Source organism: Aurantivibrio infirmus (assembly GCF_054767315.1).
On record NZ_BAAFSK010000001.1, the window covers coordinates 572,169 to 588,766 of the forward strand.

Consider the following 16,598-nt stretch of genomic DNA (forward strand, 5'->3'; position numbering starts at 1 on the left):
TTGAAACTTTTTAACACAAGCAGTCTGTTGCGATGGTATTGCATTTCGATCGTAGTCATTATTATTGATCAGCTAACCAAGGCATGGGCTGAGGCGAGCTTAGTTGGGTACAAAACTATTGTTGTGTTGCCATTCTTTAAGTTTGAATTGGCCTACAACTCCGGCGCCGCCTTTAGTTTTTTGCAGGATGCAGGTGGCTGGCAACGCTGGTTTTTTAGCATCATTGCTTTGGTTGTAAGCGCGGGCATTACTTATTGGATTGCTAAAACAGTAGCCCTCAAAGACAGCAGTAAAAAATGGGAGCTATTGGCGTTGAGTTTGGTGTTGGGAGGTGCGATTGGTAATGTCTATGATCGTATTTTTCTGGGACATGTCGTGGATTTTATTGTTTGGCATTACGAACATCATCAATTCCCAACGTTTAATATTGCTGACTCGGCAATTAGTCTAGGGGCGGCAATTTTAATTTTTGACATGCTGTTTTTGCAAAAAGAGAAGAATAGCAATAACGCAGATCAGCAATCGACAAAGTGATGGCGAGATAGAACTGATGAATCCCTTAAGTATTGGTCCAGGCACACAAGTTACTTTGCATTTCTCGCTAAAGTTAGAAGATGGTTCTATCGTTGATTCAAATTTTGATGCGAAACCTGCCACGTTTGTGGTTGGTGATGAAAACTTGCTAGTCGGATTTGAAAAATTGTTAATCGGATTGAATTCCGGCCACAAAGATAGTTTCACTGTTCCCCCAGAGGACGCATTTGGTCAGCGCAACCCAAACAATATTCAAGAGCTAAAGCGTGAAGACTTCGCAGACGATGTTGAGTTAAGCGAAGGGCTTGTGGTGTCTTTTGCTGATGCGAACAAACAAGAGCTCCCCGGTGTTGTTAGTGAATTTAATGATGACATTGTGGTGGTCGATTTTAATCATCCATTGGCAGGTAGGAATATTATTTTTGATGTTGAAATTCTTTCCGTAGAACCAGCCATTACTCATTAAGATTTTTTGACAGCACTTAAAAGTTATTCTTTATGTCTATTTCAATTAAGTTAGCTAATCCTCGCGGTTTCTGCGCTGGAGTCGATCGTGCAATTGACATTGTTAATCGTGCTTTGGATATTCATGGCGCGCCCATTTATGTGCGCCATGAAGTCGTCCACAATAAAACCGTTGTCGAAAATTTACGCCAGCGCGGCGCGATTTTTGTTGACGAGTTGGAGCAAGTACCTTCCGACGCAATTGTTGTGTTCAGCGCTCACGGTGTTTCACAAGCGGTAAAAAATGATGCAGAGTTTCGTAAGCTTCATGTTTTTGATGCTACCTGCCCTTTGGTAACGAAAGTTCATATGGAAGTATTGAGCTACAGTCGCAAAGGTCAAGAGTGTGTTTTGATTGGTCATGCAGGTCATCCAGAAGTCGAAGGTACCATGGGGCAATACGACCATAGTTACGGCGGGGAAATTTATCTTGTTGAAAACGAAGACGATGTCTCAGCATTAAGTGTTAAAAATCCCAAGAAATTATCTTACGTCTCTCAAACAACTTTATCCGTTGACGATACTGCAAAAGTTATTGTTGCTTTAAAAAATAAATTTCCCGCGATACATGGTCCACGTAAAGACGACATTTGTTACGCAACTCAAAATCGACAAGACGCGGTTAAGCAATTGGCATTGGAATGTGATTTAGTGTTGGTCGTAGGATCACCTAATAGTTCTAATTCAAACCGCTTAAGAGAACTTGCGGAACGTTGTGGGACAATGGCGTACTTGATCGATGATGAAAAAGATATTGATAGTAAATGGTTGCAAGGAATTTCAGTTATTGGTTTAACCGCAGGCGCATCTGCGCCCGAAGTTTTAGTGCAAAAAGTCGTAGATAAGTTAAAAGTATTAGGCGCGCTGCCACCAGAAGAAATGCATGGTCAAGTTGAAAACATTCGTTTTTCTTTGCCAAAAACTTTGCGCTAAAAAATTGTTAAGCGTGGCACTAAAAGTAAGATAAATGACAAGTGATTCGCTCTTAACGACCGTTCATACCCCCTTAATTTTTATTACTCTTAACTAATCAGTGAGTTAGCTAACTTAACTTAAAGCGCTTTCTGTTTTGAAATTTTTTTTAAACAAAACGCTCAAAAAAAATCGAATTAGTCATACCTTCTTCTGAGAGATCAGACACAAATCGTCACCCCCTCCGACACTTTTCGTCACCTAGTCGAACAAGCCGCCCGTTTATCCCTACCGAGGCGACTAGTCAAAAAACGTACGATAGTCTAAGCATATCGAATTTCTAAAAAGAGAATTCACGTGACTGAACTTGGCTATAAAAAACGCGGCAATAGACGAATGGCTTCTGAGCGGCAATTGGGCTTCACGATTATTGAGCTTATGTTCACTTTAGTGGTCGCCAGTATTTTGTTGGGGATCGGGATACCTAGTTTTCAGGAGACCATTAAGAATAATCGAATTGTCGCTACATCAAATGGTGTGGCGAGTGCAATCGGTTACGCTCGCACCGAAGCCGTTAAAAGAGGCGGTACGGTTCATGTTGGTTTTGGTGACGCCACTACTGACTTCGTTGTTTGGATTGATGCAGATGGTGGCAATGATTGGGATCCGACTGAAGAGCTTCTTCGCACCTGGCCAGTTTCTGCTGCGTCTGTCTCAATTACTTCTGGTAACGCACGAACCTTTTATGCATTCCGCGGGACTGGAGAAGTTAATGCCAACGACACAATCACTGTTTGCGATGACCGATCAGGAGAGCGAGGTAGTCAATATACCCTGTTACTTTCAGGCAGTGTTTCGCGTGCTGATTTCCCGTGCTCTTAGTAAATTTATGTAGTGGATTGATGATATGAAGAATAGAGGGTCTCAAGGTTTTTCAATGGTAGAGGTATTGATAACGATCGTCATTACCTCAATCGGTCTGCTGGGGCTCGGTGCCCTGCAACTTACTTCAATGAAGAACATAAATAACACTCAGTTTCGAAGTTTGGCGACTCTATATGCTTATGATATGGCGGAACGTATGCGCTCTAATCAAGCTGGGGTTCAGTCCGGTGCTTACGACAATATTACAGGGACTGAAACAGCAGTTTCTTGTGTTTCAGTTTGTATACCAAGTGTTGTCGCTCAAAAAGATGCTTATGAATGGAATCAGTTAATAAAGACTGGCGTGAATGGCAGTGTTGACCAAGGGTCTTTGCCAAGCGGCAATGGCACTGTTTCAAACAATGGTGGGGTATTCACTATAACAATTACTTGGGACGAACAAGATCAGAATGCAGCTGTGGCTGGCATTAGTAATGAATCCTTTGCTCTTACGGTAGAAATGTAAAAATGGTGTCACCGATGAAGGTAACTAGAAAATTGGCCAGTAAATCAAAAGCGTCTCAGTCAGGTTTTACCATGGTTGAATTAATTATTGCGGTTGGCTTAAGCGCAGGCCTTTTGTTTGGCGTCTTGCAAATTTTTGATTCGAATCGTCAGAGCTCGCGTATGCAAGCGGGGTTTAGCGAGGTCCAAGAAGGCGGCCGTATCGCCGTTGAAATGCTGACCCGTGATATACGAATGGCGGGCTCTTGGGGTTGCTACTATGTTCAAGGCGTCGATACGAGCTCAAGCACTAATCTCCAACTGCATTCTGCACCTACGGGTGTAAAAGCAGACTGGGGTAGAAGCAGTGTTGAAGCTTTTAATAACGCAGCAAGCTCAACGGTTGGTGGTAAAACCACAATAGCAGGAACCGATAGATTCAAGATTCATGGTGCCTACGGGGTCGGAAACGCCCAGGTGCGGCAGCCCTATGGAGGTAGTACCGCATCCGACATCATTATTAATACGGGGTCGACAAGCATACCGGCGGGTACAGAGATCATCATTAGCGATTGTACCGGCGCTGATATTTTTGCAAATACAGAGCTTGACACTGAAAACAGCGGCACGATTTCACATGCTGCTAATTTACGAGGCGTGTATACCGCGAATTCTCGTATTGCTATCCCATTTACTCACGAATTTTTTATCGCCGACAATAATGCTGGTGGCTCTTCGCTTTTTCGTCTTCGTAATAACGACCCCAATGCAGATGAACTCGTGAGAAACGTAACGGATATGCAAGTGACATATGGTGTCGGTACTGATGGTTCGGCGAGTAAATTTATTGATGCTCCGTTAGCTGCTGAATTTGAACAGATTATTTCAATGCGCGTCCAGCTAACATTGGATAGTCAAGATAATTTGAATGGCGGCGCGCCTTTACAGCGAACCTATTTTGCGACCGCTAATATTCGTAATAAATCAATCGAGTAAACACCTGAATAGCAGTTTTAGGAAATAACACAATGAGAAACAAATACAGCAATTTAAAACGACAGTCTGGAGTTGCCTTAGCGATTTCATTGATCATCTTATTGGTCTTGACTCTGGTTGTTGTGTCTTCAACGCAAAACGTTGTTGTTCAAGAGCGGATGGCCTCGGCGGTAAGAGACGCTCATATTTCATTGCAGGGTGCGGAGGCGGGCCTAAAGCAAGCGGAAACCGTGCTTTATGGCGCCAACGGCCTTGGCGGGATTGTTGGTTTAACTGGCTTTGATGGCACCAACGGCCTTTATGCTGAAAATACTGGTCTTGCTGACCTCTGGGATTCCGCTACCTGGAATTCCAGTAATGTGGCGACAGTTACGATCGCAGGTAATGAAGTTAAATATTTTATCGAATCTGTTGGTGTGATTCCGGAATCCGCAAGTGGCGTAGAAGATCTAAATCTGGGTGGTTACGGGATTACTTCCGGTAGTAGCAATATTTACGGTTTTAGAGTGGTATCCAGAGCGATGGGTACTAGTGGTACAGCGGAGCGGATAGTTATCGCTTATTACGCCAAAAGTTTGTAAGTGGCTGTATAGCTACGAGAGGAGTAGTAAATCATGAAGGTTCAATTAATTCAGAAAGCCGCAGTAGCAACTTTTGCGGGTTCATTAGCATTCTCGACTTGCGTCAGCGCAGTGAATTTAACTGAGGTGCCCTTGGTGGTGGCTGAGGTGGCGCCACCTAATATCATGATTCTTTTTGATACTTCTGGGTCGATGCAACATGTTACGCCTGGAGGAGCTTATGATTCTAATGACTCTACTTGGAATACATGCCCCAGCTCATCTTCAAATGTTGTTGGTTTAAATAGTTGGGATCGAATACGTTTGGAAATTACCAGCGGCGGGTACCCAAGAATCGATGTTGACGGTAGTGAATATTTTTACTCTGATGATGAGAACTCGGTTTCTGCAGATACCAATAGCGCCCGAGATCGATCCTTTGTAACTGGTTCTCGAGTAAATCGACGTGGCCAAACCATATTTTCGTATGAGACGGAGCGTAAAGCTTGTTTTGATCCTAATGTCACGTATACCAATGTTGAGTTAACAACAACGAGTTATCCGACAGGTAGCGCGTCCTATACTGGCCATTATTTGAATTATTATTTTGGGTCGAAGCTTGATGGTTCTTGGGTTAATGGCGCTGAGGACACAATCGGAAGCCGTGTTCACCCCGATCAACTAAAACGAGTTGAAGTGGGAAAAACAGTCATCAACAATTTTATTGATGCCAGAGATGATGACTCAATTAATCTGGGTATCACTCGTTTTAACCCTAACAATAACGGGGCACTCATAGTAGAGGGGATTAGTCTATTGACTGGGCCTTCAAGCACGCCCACACCGTCGCCAAGTACTGGACACAAAGGTGCAGTGAAGGCGGCGATGAATAATTTTACTGCTGATGGCAATACACCAATTGCCGAGTCAATGATTGATATTGGTGGATATTTTCTTGGCCCATATGGGCAAAGTCCTGCCACCCCCAGTACTGATAGCAACCCCTTAATCACTCACCCTGGCACGCCCAGTGAGCAAGTCCGTGATGTTTCCGATGTTTTTAAGCGTGGTCGAAATAATTCATTGCCCTCTCCGATAGAGCAGGCAGCATTTTGCGAGAAAAATTTTATTATTGCTATGACCGATGGTTTGCCGACCAATGACTCAACTGATATTGGTTCCGTCTTTCAAAACTATTTGAATGATGGGGGTACCGATCAGCATATGGATGATGTTGCGCAAGCGCTCTATGAGATGGATATACGCCCCGATGTTGATAATTTCACTCAAACCCAAGAATACTTGAATAACATAAAAACTTATTTAATTGGTTTTGCTGACCCAGGTATTCAAAATTCACAACTATTTTTAGATACAGCGAATGCGGGTAGTGGTGGTGCGACAGGCCCTTATTTCCCAACCAGTTTAGATGAACTAAACACGTCTTTTGAGCAGATTATTGCTGATATTTTTGCGCAAGAAGGCTCGGTTGCGTCAGTCTCGTTCAACTCGGGACAGCTAGCTAGTGATAGCGCGGTATTCCAGGCGAAATTTAATACTAATCCTTGGTCAGGAAATTTAGTCGCCTTTAACTTAGATGATATTACAGGTGTGATTCAAACCCCGTTCATTTGGGACGCCGCTGTTACTTTGGATCAACGAGCAAATCCTGCCGGAGCCTTCACTGCAACTGAAGGGAGGAATGTATTTACCTACGACCCCACCCCCGGTTCTGGCGCCGCAGATGGTACGTCTCTAGCATTGGCGAATTGGGCGAATTTGCCCCACGAGTTAAAGGCCGATCTATATGCTGGTTTAGACATTGATGGTGATTCAGATGCTGCAGATGATCCGGAGGCAATGCTCTTATTGCAATACTTGCTGGGCGATAATTCAAACGAAGGTGCCGCTGGAACCAATTACCGTGTGAGAGACACCGGACAACAAACTCCAGTTGGGCACCCCAATGGCGGTGGCTTAGCGATTAGAAATCGATTAGGGGATATCGTTAATTCAACCCCTGTTTTCGTCGGCGCGCCCGAGCTGAATTGGCCTGGCTGGAGCGCTAGTGCGCCCATTAAATTTGGGGCTTCAGGTAATAGCTATTCTGATTTTCGCAATCGATCAAATATTGCCAACAGAACACCGGTGATCTATGTCGGCGCTAATGATGGAATGTTGCATGGTTTCAACGCGGACCTTGCGGGCTCTGGGGAAGAGTTGTTTGCTTATATGCCTAGCACTATATTTTCTTCTAATGTGGACGAAGGGCTGCACTACTTAGCTCAGCATGACTATGCTCACAAATTTTATGTTGATCTGACGCCGACAGTGTCGGATGTATTTATCACCAATGGAACTACAACAGATTGGCGTACGGTCTTAGTCGGCGGTCTGCGTGGCGGTGGCCGCGGGCTATTTGCTTTGGATATTACTGATCCGGCTGTTTATGGGAATGTCGCTACTCCCGCCAACACCAGAGCAGCAGACACTGTTCTGTGGGAGTTTACGCACCCTGAACTTGGCTATACTTTTAGCCAGCCGACCATTGTAAAAATGGCAAATGGACGATGGGCCGCCATTACGGGTAATGGATACAACAGCAATACGGGGTACGCTCAATTATTCATTATTTTCTTGGATGGTGGTGTAGACGGTGTTTGGACCTTAGGAACTGACTATCTGGTTATTCAGGCAGGGACTGAGTTGAATAATGGTTTAACGTCACCAAGAGTAGCCGATACCGACGGTGACTTTGTTGCAGATAGGGTTTATGCGGGTGATTTGCGCGGCAATATGTGGGTTTTCGATATTTCGACAGACCCTACGGTAACGCCATGGGCGGTTGATTTTTCTGGTGCTCCGTTATTTACCGCTTGTGATAGTGATCCTTGTACTTCCTTTAATCGCCAGCCGATTACCTCTGCGCCAATATTGGTGAGGAACCCTTCAACAACGACGACGGGAAATGAGCCAAACGTATTGGTTCTCTTTGGTACTGGACAATTTCTAGAGCCGACTGACCCAGATACAACTGACTTGCAATCCTTTTATTCTGTTTGGGACGCTGGTGCTTCCGGTTTGGAGCGTGCTGATCTAGCACCCAGAACCTTAACGCAAACCACGCTCAATGCGAGTTTGCCCAATGAGGTTGACGTTAGAACAGTCAGTGGTACTGCATTTACATATGATGGAACTACCAAAGGCTGGTTTATGAATTTACCTTCGTCTGGAGAGAGAGTTGTCGCTGATCCGCAGGTAAGAGGGGAAATTGTGTTTTTCAACTCAATTATCCCAGATGATTCGACCTGCTCTCCTGGTGGTACTGGTTGGTTAATGTCGCTTGACTACGACACAGGTTTGGCGCCGGTCAATTTCGGGGTTTTTGATGCTGATGATGACGGTCAAATTGATTCGAGCGATTTGAGTTATGTCGGTGAATATTTTGGCGAGAGCTTACCTGCTAAATCCGGTCTTTTAGGCGAGCGTCAATATACTCCTGGTAGTGACGGCAGTATTACCAGTAGGGCAATTGATGCTGGTGGTAGTGGTGTCGCAGGGCGGCTGTCCTGGGAAGAAGTTTATCGTCAATAGATATTATCGAATTGGCGTTTTTATTTGAGCTTAGTTTTAGCCTGGAGATTTGACTGTGAAATTAATGCGTGGGTTTACCTTAATTGAAGTTATGATCGTGGTTGTGATTGTGGCGATATTAGTCGCAATCGCGGTTCCGGGTTATCAAAATCAAATTACCGCTAGTCGTCGATCGGATGCTCAAGGAACTCTGCAAAGTTTCGCACAGGCAATGGAGAGATTTTACACTCAAAATGGGACATATATTGGTGCTGCCGGGGGGACCGCCACTTCCGGTGCACCCACCATATTCTCTACTAAGTCCCCCGTTGATGGAGCACAGACGTATTACCAGCTCACAATAAGCACGATGACTGCAAACTCTTATACTCTCCAAGCAACACCTGTGAATGCGCAAGCTGGCGATGGGAATATGACGCTCAACTCCGCTGGTGTAAGATTCTGGGCAAATGGAACTTGGTAGCCTCAATTTAGTTGCATCTAATATCACCGCCGCGAGCGGTGTTTTTGATTCCATTCCCGTCATTATCTTTTGCAAATCGTAACCTTCCACTTCGATTGACAATGATCTGATTTGCGTAGATTGGGTCTTTGTCCGGGGGGCAATAAGTAAAACTGCCATTTTGGTTTACTGTCGTACCGTCATTTCTAAAACGAATGTAGTTGTTGCTGCCAAAAGATACCCATTTTGCTGCGCTATTTTTTGGTAAAACTTTGGTAACCCGTAATACCATTTCCATTTCATCCAATACGCCATTGGTATTCTTGTCTGTAAATGACATAGTTCCTTTTGTCCAATCTTTACCACATTCTTTATCATTGTTTGAGCGTGGGCATACGGTGACTGTACTGCCTGTCGTTACCGCAGATAATCTTGCAAAATTAAAGTTGCCAGCAATTTCGTTGACAACGATTCTAGATTGGTGTCTGGAAAAAAAGACGTGAAATGATGGGAGCGCGAGACCGAAAATAATCGTTATCATAGCCAGCACCATCAAAGATTCGATTAACGTAAATCCTTTTACGTTCATAAGAAGTCCTTTAAATAGATTTTAATTTTTGGTTTTCAATGAGTCTAAAATCATTCTTCGGTAATGAAAATACGCGAAATACATCGGTAATTGTGGGAGATCGACTGCAATTACTGTAGGAAAAAGAGATGACTTATTGCTTTACTAATCTTCGCCGTCTTCTAAGCCAAGTTTTTTTAATCGATAACGTAGCGATCGAAAGGAAACACCTAGTTTTTTTGCTGCCGCTGTTCGATTCCAGCGAGTTTCATCCAGTGCCTTGGTAATTACGTCACGTTCAATATCTTCGAGGAAGTCATCGAGCGATCCTGTTAATGCGCCAGGTCTATTGGATCCGGAAGAGTTACTTGATTCCTGGTTGGGATCAGGTAACTGCAAGTCTTCACTGCCAATTACATCGTTGTCACAAAGTGTGTAAGCACGCTCTAAAATATTTTCTAATTCTCGAATGTTGCCAGGGAAAGGGTAGTTTTGTAAATCTTTGAGGCATTCTTTAGATAGGGTTGCTGCAGGTAGGTCGAGTTCCAAAGCAAATTTTTCTAAGAAGTGTGTAGCCAAAATTGCGATGTCTTCTCGCCTTTCTCTGAGTGGCGGAATATCGAGTTGAATAACATTAATGCGATAAAATAAGTCACTCCGGAACCTGCCACTGCTGATTTCGTTATTCAGATCTTTATGCGTAGCACTTAGGATACGAACATCGATGCGATCTTCCTGTTGAGAGCCGACAGGGCGCACTGCTTTTTCTTGTATTGCGCGTAACAATTTTACTTGCATGTCTAAAGGAAGGTCCGCGACTTCATCTAAAAATAAAGTGCCACCATTTGAAGCTTGAAACAAACCTTGTTTGTCTGTGTTCGCTCCGGTAAAACTCCCTTTTTTATGACCGAAAAATTCACTCTCCATGAGCTCGCTAGGTATGGCGCCGCAATTGACAGGGATAAACGCTTCATTAGCGCGAGGACCTTGTTCGTGAATAGCGCGAGCGACAAGTTCTTTTCCTGTTCCTGATTCGCCACTGATATAAACGGGCGCCTGGCTGCGTGCAAGTTTAAAAATTTTCTTTTTTAAATTCTGAAAGTTTACGGCTTCCCCCAATAAGTTGGGTGAGGGTTTGCTTTGTTCGCCGGGTTGTAATTTTAGTGCGGCGGCAGCGATTTTGCGGAGGTCTTCAAGTTCCACTGGTTTGGAGATGAAATCAAATGCGCCAGCCTTCATTGCATCAATTGCGGTGTCCATATTGCCGTGCGCAGTGATAACGGCGACAGGAATGTGAGGATATTCTTTTTGAATTTTTTTAACGAAATCGATCCCATTGCCATCGGGTAATTTCATGTCTGTGAGGCAAAGATGATAATTTTTTTCGCTTATCATGGCGTTAGCTTGCTTCAGATCGCTCGCGCTATCGGTGTCAATACCCATGCGTCCCAAAGTGATTTCAAGTAGTTCGCGTATGTCAGGTTCGTCATCAATAACGAGCGCAAGAGATTTCGCCATAATTTATTTTACGTCTGCTTGTTAGTCTAAAATGTAAATTTAAAAAATCCGATCGGGATGAGCAAAAGTGATTCGAAAACAGCTTTTATATTTATCAGTTCTTTTATAATCCAGCGTGGCCTGGTTGGCCTCACAAATCTCCCTTGATATATAAAGACCTAAACCAGATCCAGTTGTTTCTGTCGTAAAGAAGGGCTCAAATATCTGCGCGACATCTTGATCTGGAACACCGGCGCCATCGTCAACGACCTCAATATAGGGAAGTTCGCTGTCTAGATCAATACCTGCTTGAATGCTCAAGGTCTCTTCACCAGTGCGCTCAAGACTGTATCTTAATCCGTTATCACATAAATTTGTGAGAACTTGTTGGAGTTGGCTGGGGTCAATTCTTGTTTTAATTGTATCGCTATTACACTCAATGAGAATGTTCGCATTTTTGCTCTGCTTGTAAACCTCTAGAAACTCATTTACCCAGATGACAAGGTCGATGGTTTCAGGTCGTGCCGCCTGACGACTCGATAACTGTAAAACATTTTCAATGATGTGATTAACGCGCCTTGAATGATTTTGTATTATCTGGCTGAGTCGTTTGTCGTCGTCTTGAGCTTGTTCAGATTCGCCAAGTAATTGCGCCGCATGGCTGATTGCACCAAGAGGATTCCTAACTTCATGGGCAATGCTCGCAGTCAGTCGACCTAATGATGCTAGTTTTAATTGTTGCGCTTGCTGAGAAAGTTTTCTGTTGTCTTCAACAAAAATAAGCGTGTCGGAATCATCATACGCCTCTAGTTTGGCGAAGCTTAATCGAATCTCTGGTTCATCGGCATTGATCTTTAAGTGAGGTGATCGTGTGTGAGGATATGCTCGCCAAATTTTCAAGTGTTCAGAAATGGACGGGAATTTTTTGGCTAGCAAAGAATCGAGATTGTCTGATTCGGCGCATCCCAGAAGGCTTTTGGCAGAGTGATTGGCTAAAACGACGTTATTATCATTGTCTACGACCAAGATGCCCGTACGCATTCGCTCGAGTATGAGCTGTGATAAGTTTTCTAAGTAGGCTGCTTGTTGTGCTTGGAGCAGCGCTTGGATATTTGAGCTGCGAATTTTTTCACTTAAAACGTTAAAAATGTAGGCGGTGGCGAACAATAGTAAACCGAGTGTCCCAGCTTTAAAAAGTGCTTTAATCTCGATCAAGTCGATAGTGATGCTGAATATTGTTTCGGCCAACAGTAATATTGTTGATAAACCCGCGAGAGCGAAGGTTAGTTGGCTGCGAAGAAAAACCCCGCCAGCGGCTACACAAATTAATAATAGATACGCAATGCTGCTGTCCATGCTGCCGGTTGCATGGGTTAAGATCGTAATGGTGCAAATATCGATAAATAATATGACAAGGATTTGGCGAGTTTTGGGCTCGAATTGTTTTTTCCATAGAACGAGTAAAGTGGCGACATTGATGAGCGTGTACAGAAATGCTGAATAGGCAAATAGTTTTGCCGAGGTAACGCCTAATATTCGATCGGCCCACTGAGAGCTAAACATCAATAATAAAAGGCTGCCTAGAAGTGTTCGGTAGTAGGCATATATTTTTAACAGTTTATAATTGCTTTCAAACGAGAGGTCGGCACCTAGATGTTTACTCGGTGTCGTATTGAGGCCCTTGGAATTCTTATTCATTTGGTCATCATATTGAGCTAAATGTTCGAATAGCTGTTTGAACGCTTGGGAAAATAAGAGCGCAATTATTCCTTATCGCAAAGAAAGTTAATAGTGGAGTAAGAAATAAGTATGTCAAGTTTAACGGTGGTCATTGCACAAGTTAATCCTTTGGTGGGCGATATTCCGGGGAATACTAATTTAGTCATTAAGTCGGCAAAGCGAGCCGAAACTGAAATGAGTGCTGATGTCATCGTTTTTCCAGAATTGACGCTAATGGCTTATCCACCTGAAGATCTTTTGTTACGAAGTAGTGTTGAGCATCGTATTTCAGATGCCATAGATAAAATCATTGCGGCTCAATTGGAGATCACAGTTATCGTTGGCTACCCCCGAGTCGATGGCAAAAAAGTATTTAATGCGGTTGGGGTGATAGAGAACGGGAAGTTAATAGCGGAGTACGCGAAACAGTGCTTGCCGAATTATCTCGTCTTCGATGATAAGCGGTATTTTACACCGGGCGATTCTAATTGCATCGTTGACATTAAGGGCATACCGACATCAATTCTCGTTTGTGAAGATCTCTGGGAGCCGGAGCCTATTGCAAAAGCAAAAGCTTCTGGTGCCGAATTAGTAATTAGCCTAAATGCCTCGCCATTCCATGTGGAAAAACAAAGTGAACGAATTAGCGTGTTATCTCAACGAGTTGACGAAAGTCAGATCGGTATCATCTATGTGAATCAAATCGGCGGTCAAGATGAACTGGTTTTTGATGGTGGGTCGATGGCAGTGGGCGCAGATGGTCAATTGTGTTTCCAGGCTCCCAGTTACGAGGTGGGTTTATATCCGGTTGAGATTGAAAATAAAATCTCTAGCAATACCGGCCGAGTTTCGATAAAGCAACAAGACATTCCTCCATCGTTAACAAGACTAGAGTCAATATATCAGGCGCTTGTATTGGGAGTGCGGGACTATATTGAAAAAAATGGTTTTAGCGGAGTTGTTTTAGGTTTGTCTGGCGGTATCGATTCGGCGCTGGTACTCGCAATTGCTGCGGATGCACTTGGCAAAGACCGTGTTCACGCAGTAATGATGCCGTTTCACTATACCTCGGAGATGAGTCAAAACGATGCAGCAGAAGAAGCTCATTTGTTAGGCGTTGAATATGATTCGATTAGCATTGAGAAAATAGTCGATGCATTTACCGAGGCTCTGTCGTCACAGTTCGAAGGTTTGAAAAAAGATACCACAGAAGAAAACCTGCAAGCGCGTTGTCGCGGCAACCTCTTGATGGCTATTTCAAATAAGAAAGGTTATCTCGTTCTCACAACCGGCAACAAAAGTGAGATGGCGGTGGGCTATGCAACGCTCTATGGGGATATGGCCGGTGGCTTTGATGTTCTTAAAGATGTTGCAAAAACAACGGTTTTTGACCTTGCTCGATACAGAAACAGCGTGAGTTACGTGATACCTCAGAGCGTTATTGACCGGCCGCCCTCTGCAGAGTTGGCACCGGATCAAATTGATGAAGACAGCCTGCCGCCTTACGAGGTCTTAGATCAAATTCTTGCGGCTTATATTGAGCAAGATGAAAGTGCTGAGACAATAATTTCGAAGGGTTTTTCTCGCGCCGATGTGGAAAAAGTTTTGCGGCTAGTTGATCTAAATGAATATAAGCGTAGACAATCAGCAATAGGGCCAAGGATCACAAAGCGGGGTTTTGGTCGTGATCGGCGTTATCCGATCACATCAGGTTGGAAGATTGGAGACTAGTCAGTTTGAAAGTCGCGGGTAACAAACTTACTCGTTATTGTCTGCTCTGTACTGCGGATTAAAAACCTTTCGGCTATCAAAGCCAGGAGGTTCTTTTTTGTCAAACAAACCTAAAGTCATTTTGTTTAACCAAGTGCGGCCGGTTTCCCTGGAGCTAAATTGGAAATTAAAATTCCCGTTTTTATCAAGCGCAGGATGCTGAGGGTAATTTTCTTTAAGGACTTTTAGAGTTGATTGCATTAACTCCTCGAGACCCAACAAGCTATAGCCTTGAACCATCACCGCTAAGGCATCTGGAACCGCTGGAGTCATTTGGAAATTTTCTACGACGTAACGACCGCGATTAACCGATGCTAAATACGCGCCGCGTTTAAAGTAATAGTTGGCAACATGAATTTCGCTCCGCGCCAGTAAGTTACGTAAGTAAATCATGCGTTTTTCCGCATCAGGTGCATATTCGCTGTCGGGAAATAAAACTAACAATTGACTGAAAAAAGCGAATGACTCGCGCGCTGCACCGGGGTCTTTAGCGCTGATATCCGATGGTAAAAAACGTTCAAACAAACCGCCGCTACTGCTAAACGATGCCAAACCTTTCATGTAGTACGCGTAGTCGACATCGCGGTGGCGAGGGTGTAAACGAATAAAGCGGTCGGCGTTAGCGATGGCGGCTTGAAACTCGTGATTTCTGTAAAAAGCGTAGATAAGCTCTAATTGCGCTTGTTCACCATATGTGCCGAAAGGGAAGTTTTCCTCTAATGCTTGTAAGCTTTGAATTGCCAGATCCCATTGCTGCGAGCGCAACCTATCTTGAGCTGACTCGTAGAGCTGTCTTTCTGTTTCTCGTATTAACTCGGAGAGATCTTCCTCCTTCTTCGAGGCGCAGCCTGAGGCGAGGATGAACAGGACGCACAACCAAGTGGAGCAGGGTAACTTCAAAAGACGCATAAAGATGAAACCTAGTTAATCGTTTTAATTAATCGCTGATATACTCGTCAAAACGAATTGTCAGACAGCCGCGCATTATTCCACAGCTACAGGGCGAATGCACCGGAGAAAAGAGATTCTAGTGAAACAGCGCTAAGCGCGAAAACCCCCATCAACTCCTATGTGTCTATGAGCAACTTAGCTACTAAAAAAGCTATTCATCACGTCGCTATTGTCCCCGCCGAATTTTTTGGCCAGCGCTTTGACCAGGCGGCTAGTTCTTTGTTTCCGGAATATTCTAGGGCGAAGATTCAGCACTGGATACGTGCCGGAGATTTATTGTTGGATGGTAAGTCAGAAAAGCCAAAGTCCAAGTTGCTTGGCGGGGAGAAGTTAGAGCTCAATGCCGAGGAGTTAGCGCAGGGAGACTGGTTACCAGAGGACATTACTCTCGATATAGTGTTTGAAGATGAACACATTTTAGTGCTTAACAAGCCGGCGGATCTCGTTGTTCACCCAGGCGCAGGTAACTGGGATGGAACTCTACTAAACGCTTTGCTGTTCCACCTCCCCGAACAGATTAAATTGCCTAGAGCAGGAATTGTGCATCGTTTGGATAAAGACACCACAGGCCTCATGGTTGTCGCAAAGTCACTTCAAAGCCATCAACACCTAGTATCTCAGTTGCAAGAACGCAGTGTTGGACGAGAATATGAGGCGATAGTGTCTGGGACTCTCAAGCCAGCGCAAGGATCGGTAAGTACGCAAATAGGCCGCCACTCGCAGCAACGTAAGAAAATGGCCGTAGTGAAAAATGCCGGCAAGCTAGCGATTACTCACTATCAAACACTAAGGCAGTTCTCGGATCATTCACACATAGAGCTCAAGCTGGAAACTGGCCGCACCCATCAAATTCGGGTGCATATGAGCCACTTAGGCCATCCATTGGTGGGAGATAGTAGCTACGGTTACCGGAAACCCTCCCCCCAGAGCAAAGTCGCGAGAAACTGTTCTGCAGCGCTATTTGAGTGCTTAACTGAATTCCCCAGGCAGGCCTTACACGCAAAACGGTTGCGTTTAAATCATCCGCACAGCGGTGAATCGATGTCTTGGGAGGCTGGATTGCCTGCGGATCTAAAAACACTTTTGGACGCACTGGCTGAGAGCGAGGACTTTGACTTAGATGAAAGCTAGGGTGCTGGGTAAATCGCGAATAAATAGTTTGGCGTCGGTTGCTACAGATTTT

General features: G+C 44.3%; 15 protein-coding genes. 11 read left to right on the forward strand and 4 right to left on the reverse strand.

Annotated features, from left to right (window positions below):
• The 9 genes from lspA (at position 1) to ACYUCY_RS02815 (ending at position 8,931) form a co-directional block, all read left to right on the forward strand.
• Positions 1 to 534, forward strand: coding sequence for a signal peptidase II (gene lspA, locus ACYUCY_RS02775; RefSeq protein ID WP_460224918.1), 534 nt, complete (start codon positions 1 to 3; stop codon positions 532 to 534).
• Between the two features lie 16 nt (positions 535 to 550).
• Positions 551 to 1,000 (forward strand): FKBP-type peptidyl-prolyl cis-trans isomerase, encoded by a 450-nt coding sequence (gene fkpB / locus ACYUCY_RS02780; RefSeq protein WP_460224919.1) that lies wholly within the window; start codon positions 551 to 553, stop codon positions 998 to 1,000.
• A gap of 38 nt (positions 1,001 to 1,038) precedes the next feature.
• Positions 1,039 to 1,971, forward strand: coding sequence for a 4-hydroxy-3-methylbut-2-enyl diphosphate reductase (ispH, locus tag ACYUCY_RS02785; protein ID WP_460225107.1), 933 nt, complete (start codon positions 1,039 to 1,041; stop codon positions 1,969 to 1,971).
• A 336-nt stretch (positions 1,972 to 2,307) separates the two neighbouring features.
• The gene (locus tag ACYUCY_RS02790; RefSeq protein WP_460224920.1) at positions 2,308 to 2,832 is read left to right on the forward strand and encodes a GspH/FimT family pseudopilin; all 525 of its coding nucleotides are present in this window, start codon (positions 2,308 to 2,310) and stop codon (positions 2,830 to 2,832) included.
• Positions 2,833 to 2,857: 25 nt separating this feature from the next.
• The gene (pilV, locus tag ACYUCY_RS02795; protein ID WP_460224921.1) at positions 2,858 to 3,340 is read left to right on the forward strand and encodes a type IV pilus modification protein PilV; all 483 of its coding nucleotides are present in this window, start codon (positions 2,858 to 2,860) and stop codon (positions 3,338 to 3,340) included.
• A 14-nt stretch (positions 3,341 to 3,354) separates the two neighbouring features.
• Positions 3,355 to 4,314 carry a PilW family protein gene (locus ACYUCY_RS02800; RefSeq protein WP_460224922.1) on the forward strand — a complete coding sequence of 320 codons (960 nt, stop codon included), beginning with the start codon at positions 3,355 to 3,357 and terminating at the stop codon, positions 4,312 to 4,314.
• A 32-nt stretch (positions 4,315 to 4,346) separates the two neighbouring features.
• The gene (locus tag ACYUCY_RS02805; RefSeq protein ID WP_460224923.1) at positions 4,347 to 4,895 is read left to right on the forward strand and encodes a pilus assembly PilX family protein; all 549 of its coding nucleotides are present in this window, start codon (positions 4,347 to 4,349) and stop codon (positions 4,893 to 4,895) included.
• A 33-nt stretch (positions 4,896 to 4,928) separates the two neighbouring features.
• The gene (locus tag ACYUCY_RS02810) at positions 4,929 to 8,468 is read left to right on the forward strand and encodes a pilus assembly protein (protein WP_460224924.1); all 3,540 of its coding nucleotides are present in this window, start codon (positions 4,929 to 4,931) and stop codon (positions 8,466 to 8,468) included.
• 64 nt (positions 8,469 to 8,532) lie between these two features.
• On the forward strand, positions 8,533 to 8,931 hold the full coding sequence (locus tag ACYUCY_RS02815) for a type IV pilin protein (protein ID WP_460225108.1): 399 nt from the start codon (positions 8,533 to 8,535) through the stop codon (positions 8,929 to 8,931).
• Between the two features lie 7 nt (positions 8,932 to 8,938).
• Here ACYUCY_RS02815 and ACYUCY_RS02820 read toward each other — a convergent pair whose 3' ends face one another.
• The 3 genes from ACYUCY_RS02820 to ACYUCY_RS02830 form a co-directional block, all read right to left on the reverse strand.
• Positions 8,939 to 9,499: a GspH/FimT family pseudopilin gene (locus ACYUCY_RS02820; protein ID WP_460224925.1), complete on the reverse strand. Its 561-nt coding sequence runs from the start codon at positions 9,497 to 9,499 to the stop codon at positions 8,939 to 8,941.
• A gap of 144 nt (positions 9,500 to 9,643) precedes the next feature.
• Positions 9,644 to 10,996: a sigma-54-dependent transcriptional regulator gene (locus ACYUCY_RS02825; RefSeq protein WP_460224926.1), complete on the reverse strand. Its 1,353-nt coding sequence runs from the start codon at positions 10,994 to 10,996 to the stop codon at positions 9,644 to 9,646.
• Between the two features lie 39 nt (positions 10,997 to 11,035).
• Positions 11,036 to 12,673 (reverse strand): sensor histidine kinase, encoded by a 1,638-nt coding sequence (locus ACYUCY_RS02830; protein ID WP_460224927.1) that lies wholly within the window; start codon positions 12,671 to 12,673, stop codon positions 11,036 to 11,038.
• A gap of 111 nt (positions 12,674 to 12,784) precedes the next feature.
• Here ACYUCY_RS02830 and ACYUCY_RS02835 point away from each other — a divergent pair, with 111 nt between their 5' ends.
• Positions 12,785 to 14,425, forward strand: coding sequence for an NAD+ synthase (locus ACYUCY_RS02835; RefSeq protein WP_460224928.1), 1,641 nt, complete (start codon positions 12,785 to 12,787; stop codon positions 14,423 to 14,425).
• A gap of 27 nt (positions 14,426 to 14,452) precedes the next feature.
• On the opposite strand, the gene ACYUCY_RS02840 is transcribed toward ACYUCY_RS02835, so the two are convergent.
• Entirely contained in the window at positions 14,453 to 15,373 is a 921-nt protein-coding gene (locus ACYUCY_RS02840) for an outer membrane protein assembly factor BamD (protein WP_460224929.1), read from the reverse strand.
• Positions 15,374 to 15,541: 168 nt separating this feature from the next.
• Between ACYUCY_RS02840 and rluD the strand changes: the two genes are divergently transcribed.
• Complete coding sequence (gene rluD / locus ACYUCY_RS02845; protein WP_460224930.1) at positions 15,542 to 16,546, forward strand: 23S rRNA pseudouridine(1911/1915/1917) synthase RluD; 1,005 nt, start codon at positions 15,542 to 15,544, stop codon at positions 16,544 to 16,546.
• Positions 16,547 to 16,598 lie beyond the last annotated feature (52 nt).

Coding starts and splice junctions, on each gene's coding strand:
- ACYUCY_RS02835 (WP_460224928.1), top strand. CDS start 12,785: ATGTCAAGTTTAACGGTGGTCATTGCACAAGTTAATCCTTTGGTGGGC.
- pilV (WP_460224921.1), top strand. CDS start 2,858: ATGAAGAATAGAGGGTCTCAAGGTTTTTCAATGGTAGAGGTATTGATA.
- fkpB (WP_460224919.1), top strand. CDS start 551: ATGAATCCCTTAAGTATTGGTCCAGGCACACAAGTTACTTTGCATTTC.
- ACYUCY_RS02805 (WP_460224923.1), top strand. CDS start 4,347: ATGAGAAACAAATACAGCAATTTAAAACGACAGTCTGGAGTTGCCTTA.
- ACYUCY_RS02815 (WP_460225108.1), top strand. CDS start 8,533: ATGCGTGGGTTTACCTTAATTGAAGTTATGATCGTGGTTGTGATTGTG.
- ACYUCY_RS02820 (WP_460224925.1), bottom strand. CDS start 9,499: ATGAACGTAAAAGGATTTACGTTAATCGAATCTTTGATGGTGCTGGCT.
- ACYUCY_RS02830 (WP_460224927.1), bottom strand. CDS start 12,673: ATGAATAAGAATTCCAAGGGCCTCAATACGACACCGAGTAAACATCTA.
- ACYUCY_RS02840 (WP_460224929.1), bottom strand. CDS start 15,373: ATGCGTCTTTTGAAGTTACCCTGCTCCACTTGGTTGTGCGTCCTGTTC.
- ACYUCY_RS02810 (WP_460224924.1), top strand. CDS start 4,929: ATGAAGGTTCAATTAATTCAGAAAGCCGCAGTAGCAACTTTTGCGGGT.
- rluD (WP_460224930.1), top strand. CDS start 15,542: ATGAGCAACTTAGCTACTAAAAAAGCTATTCATCACGTCGCTATTGTC.
- ACYUCY_RS02800 (WP_460224922.1), top strand. CDS start 3,355: ATGAAGGTAACTAGAAAATTGGCCAGTAAATCAAAAGCGTCTCAGTCA.
- ACYUCY_RS02825 (WP_460224926.1), bottom strand. CDS start 10,996: ATGGCGAAATCTCTTGCGCTCGTTATTGATGACGAACCTGACATACGC.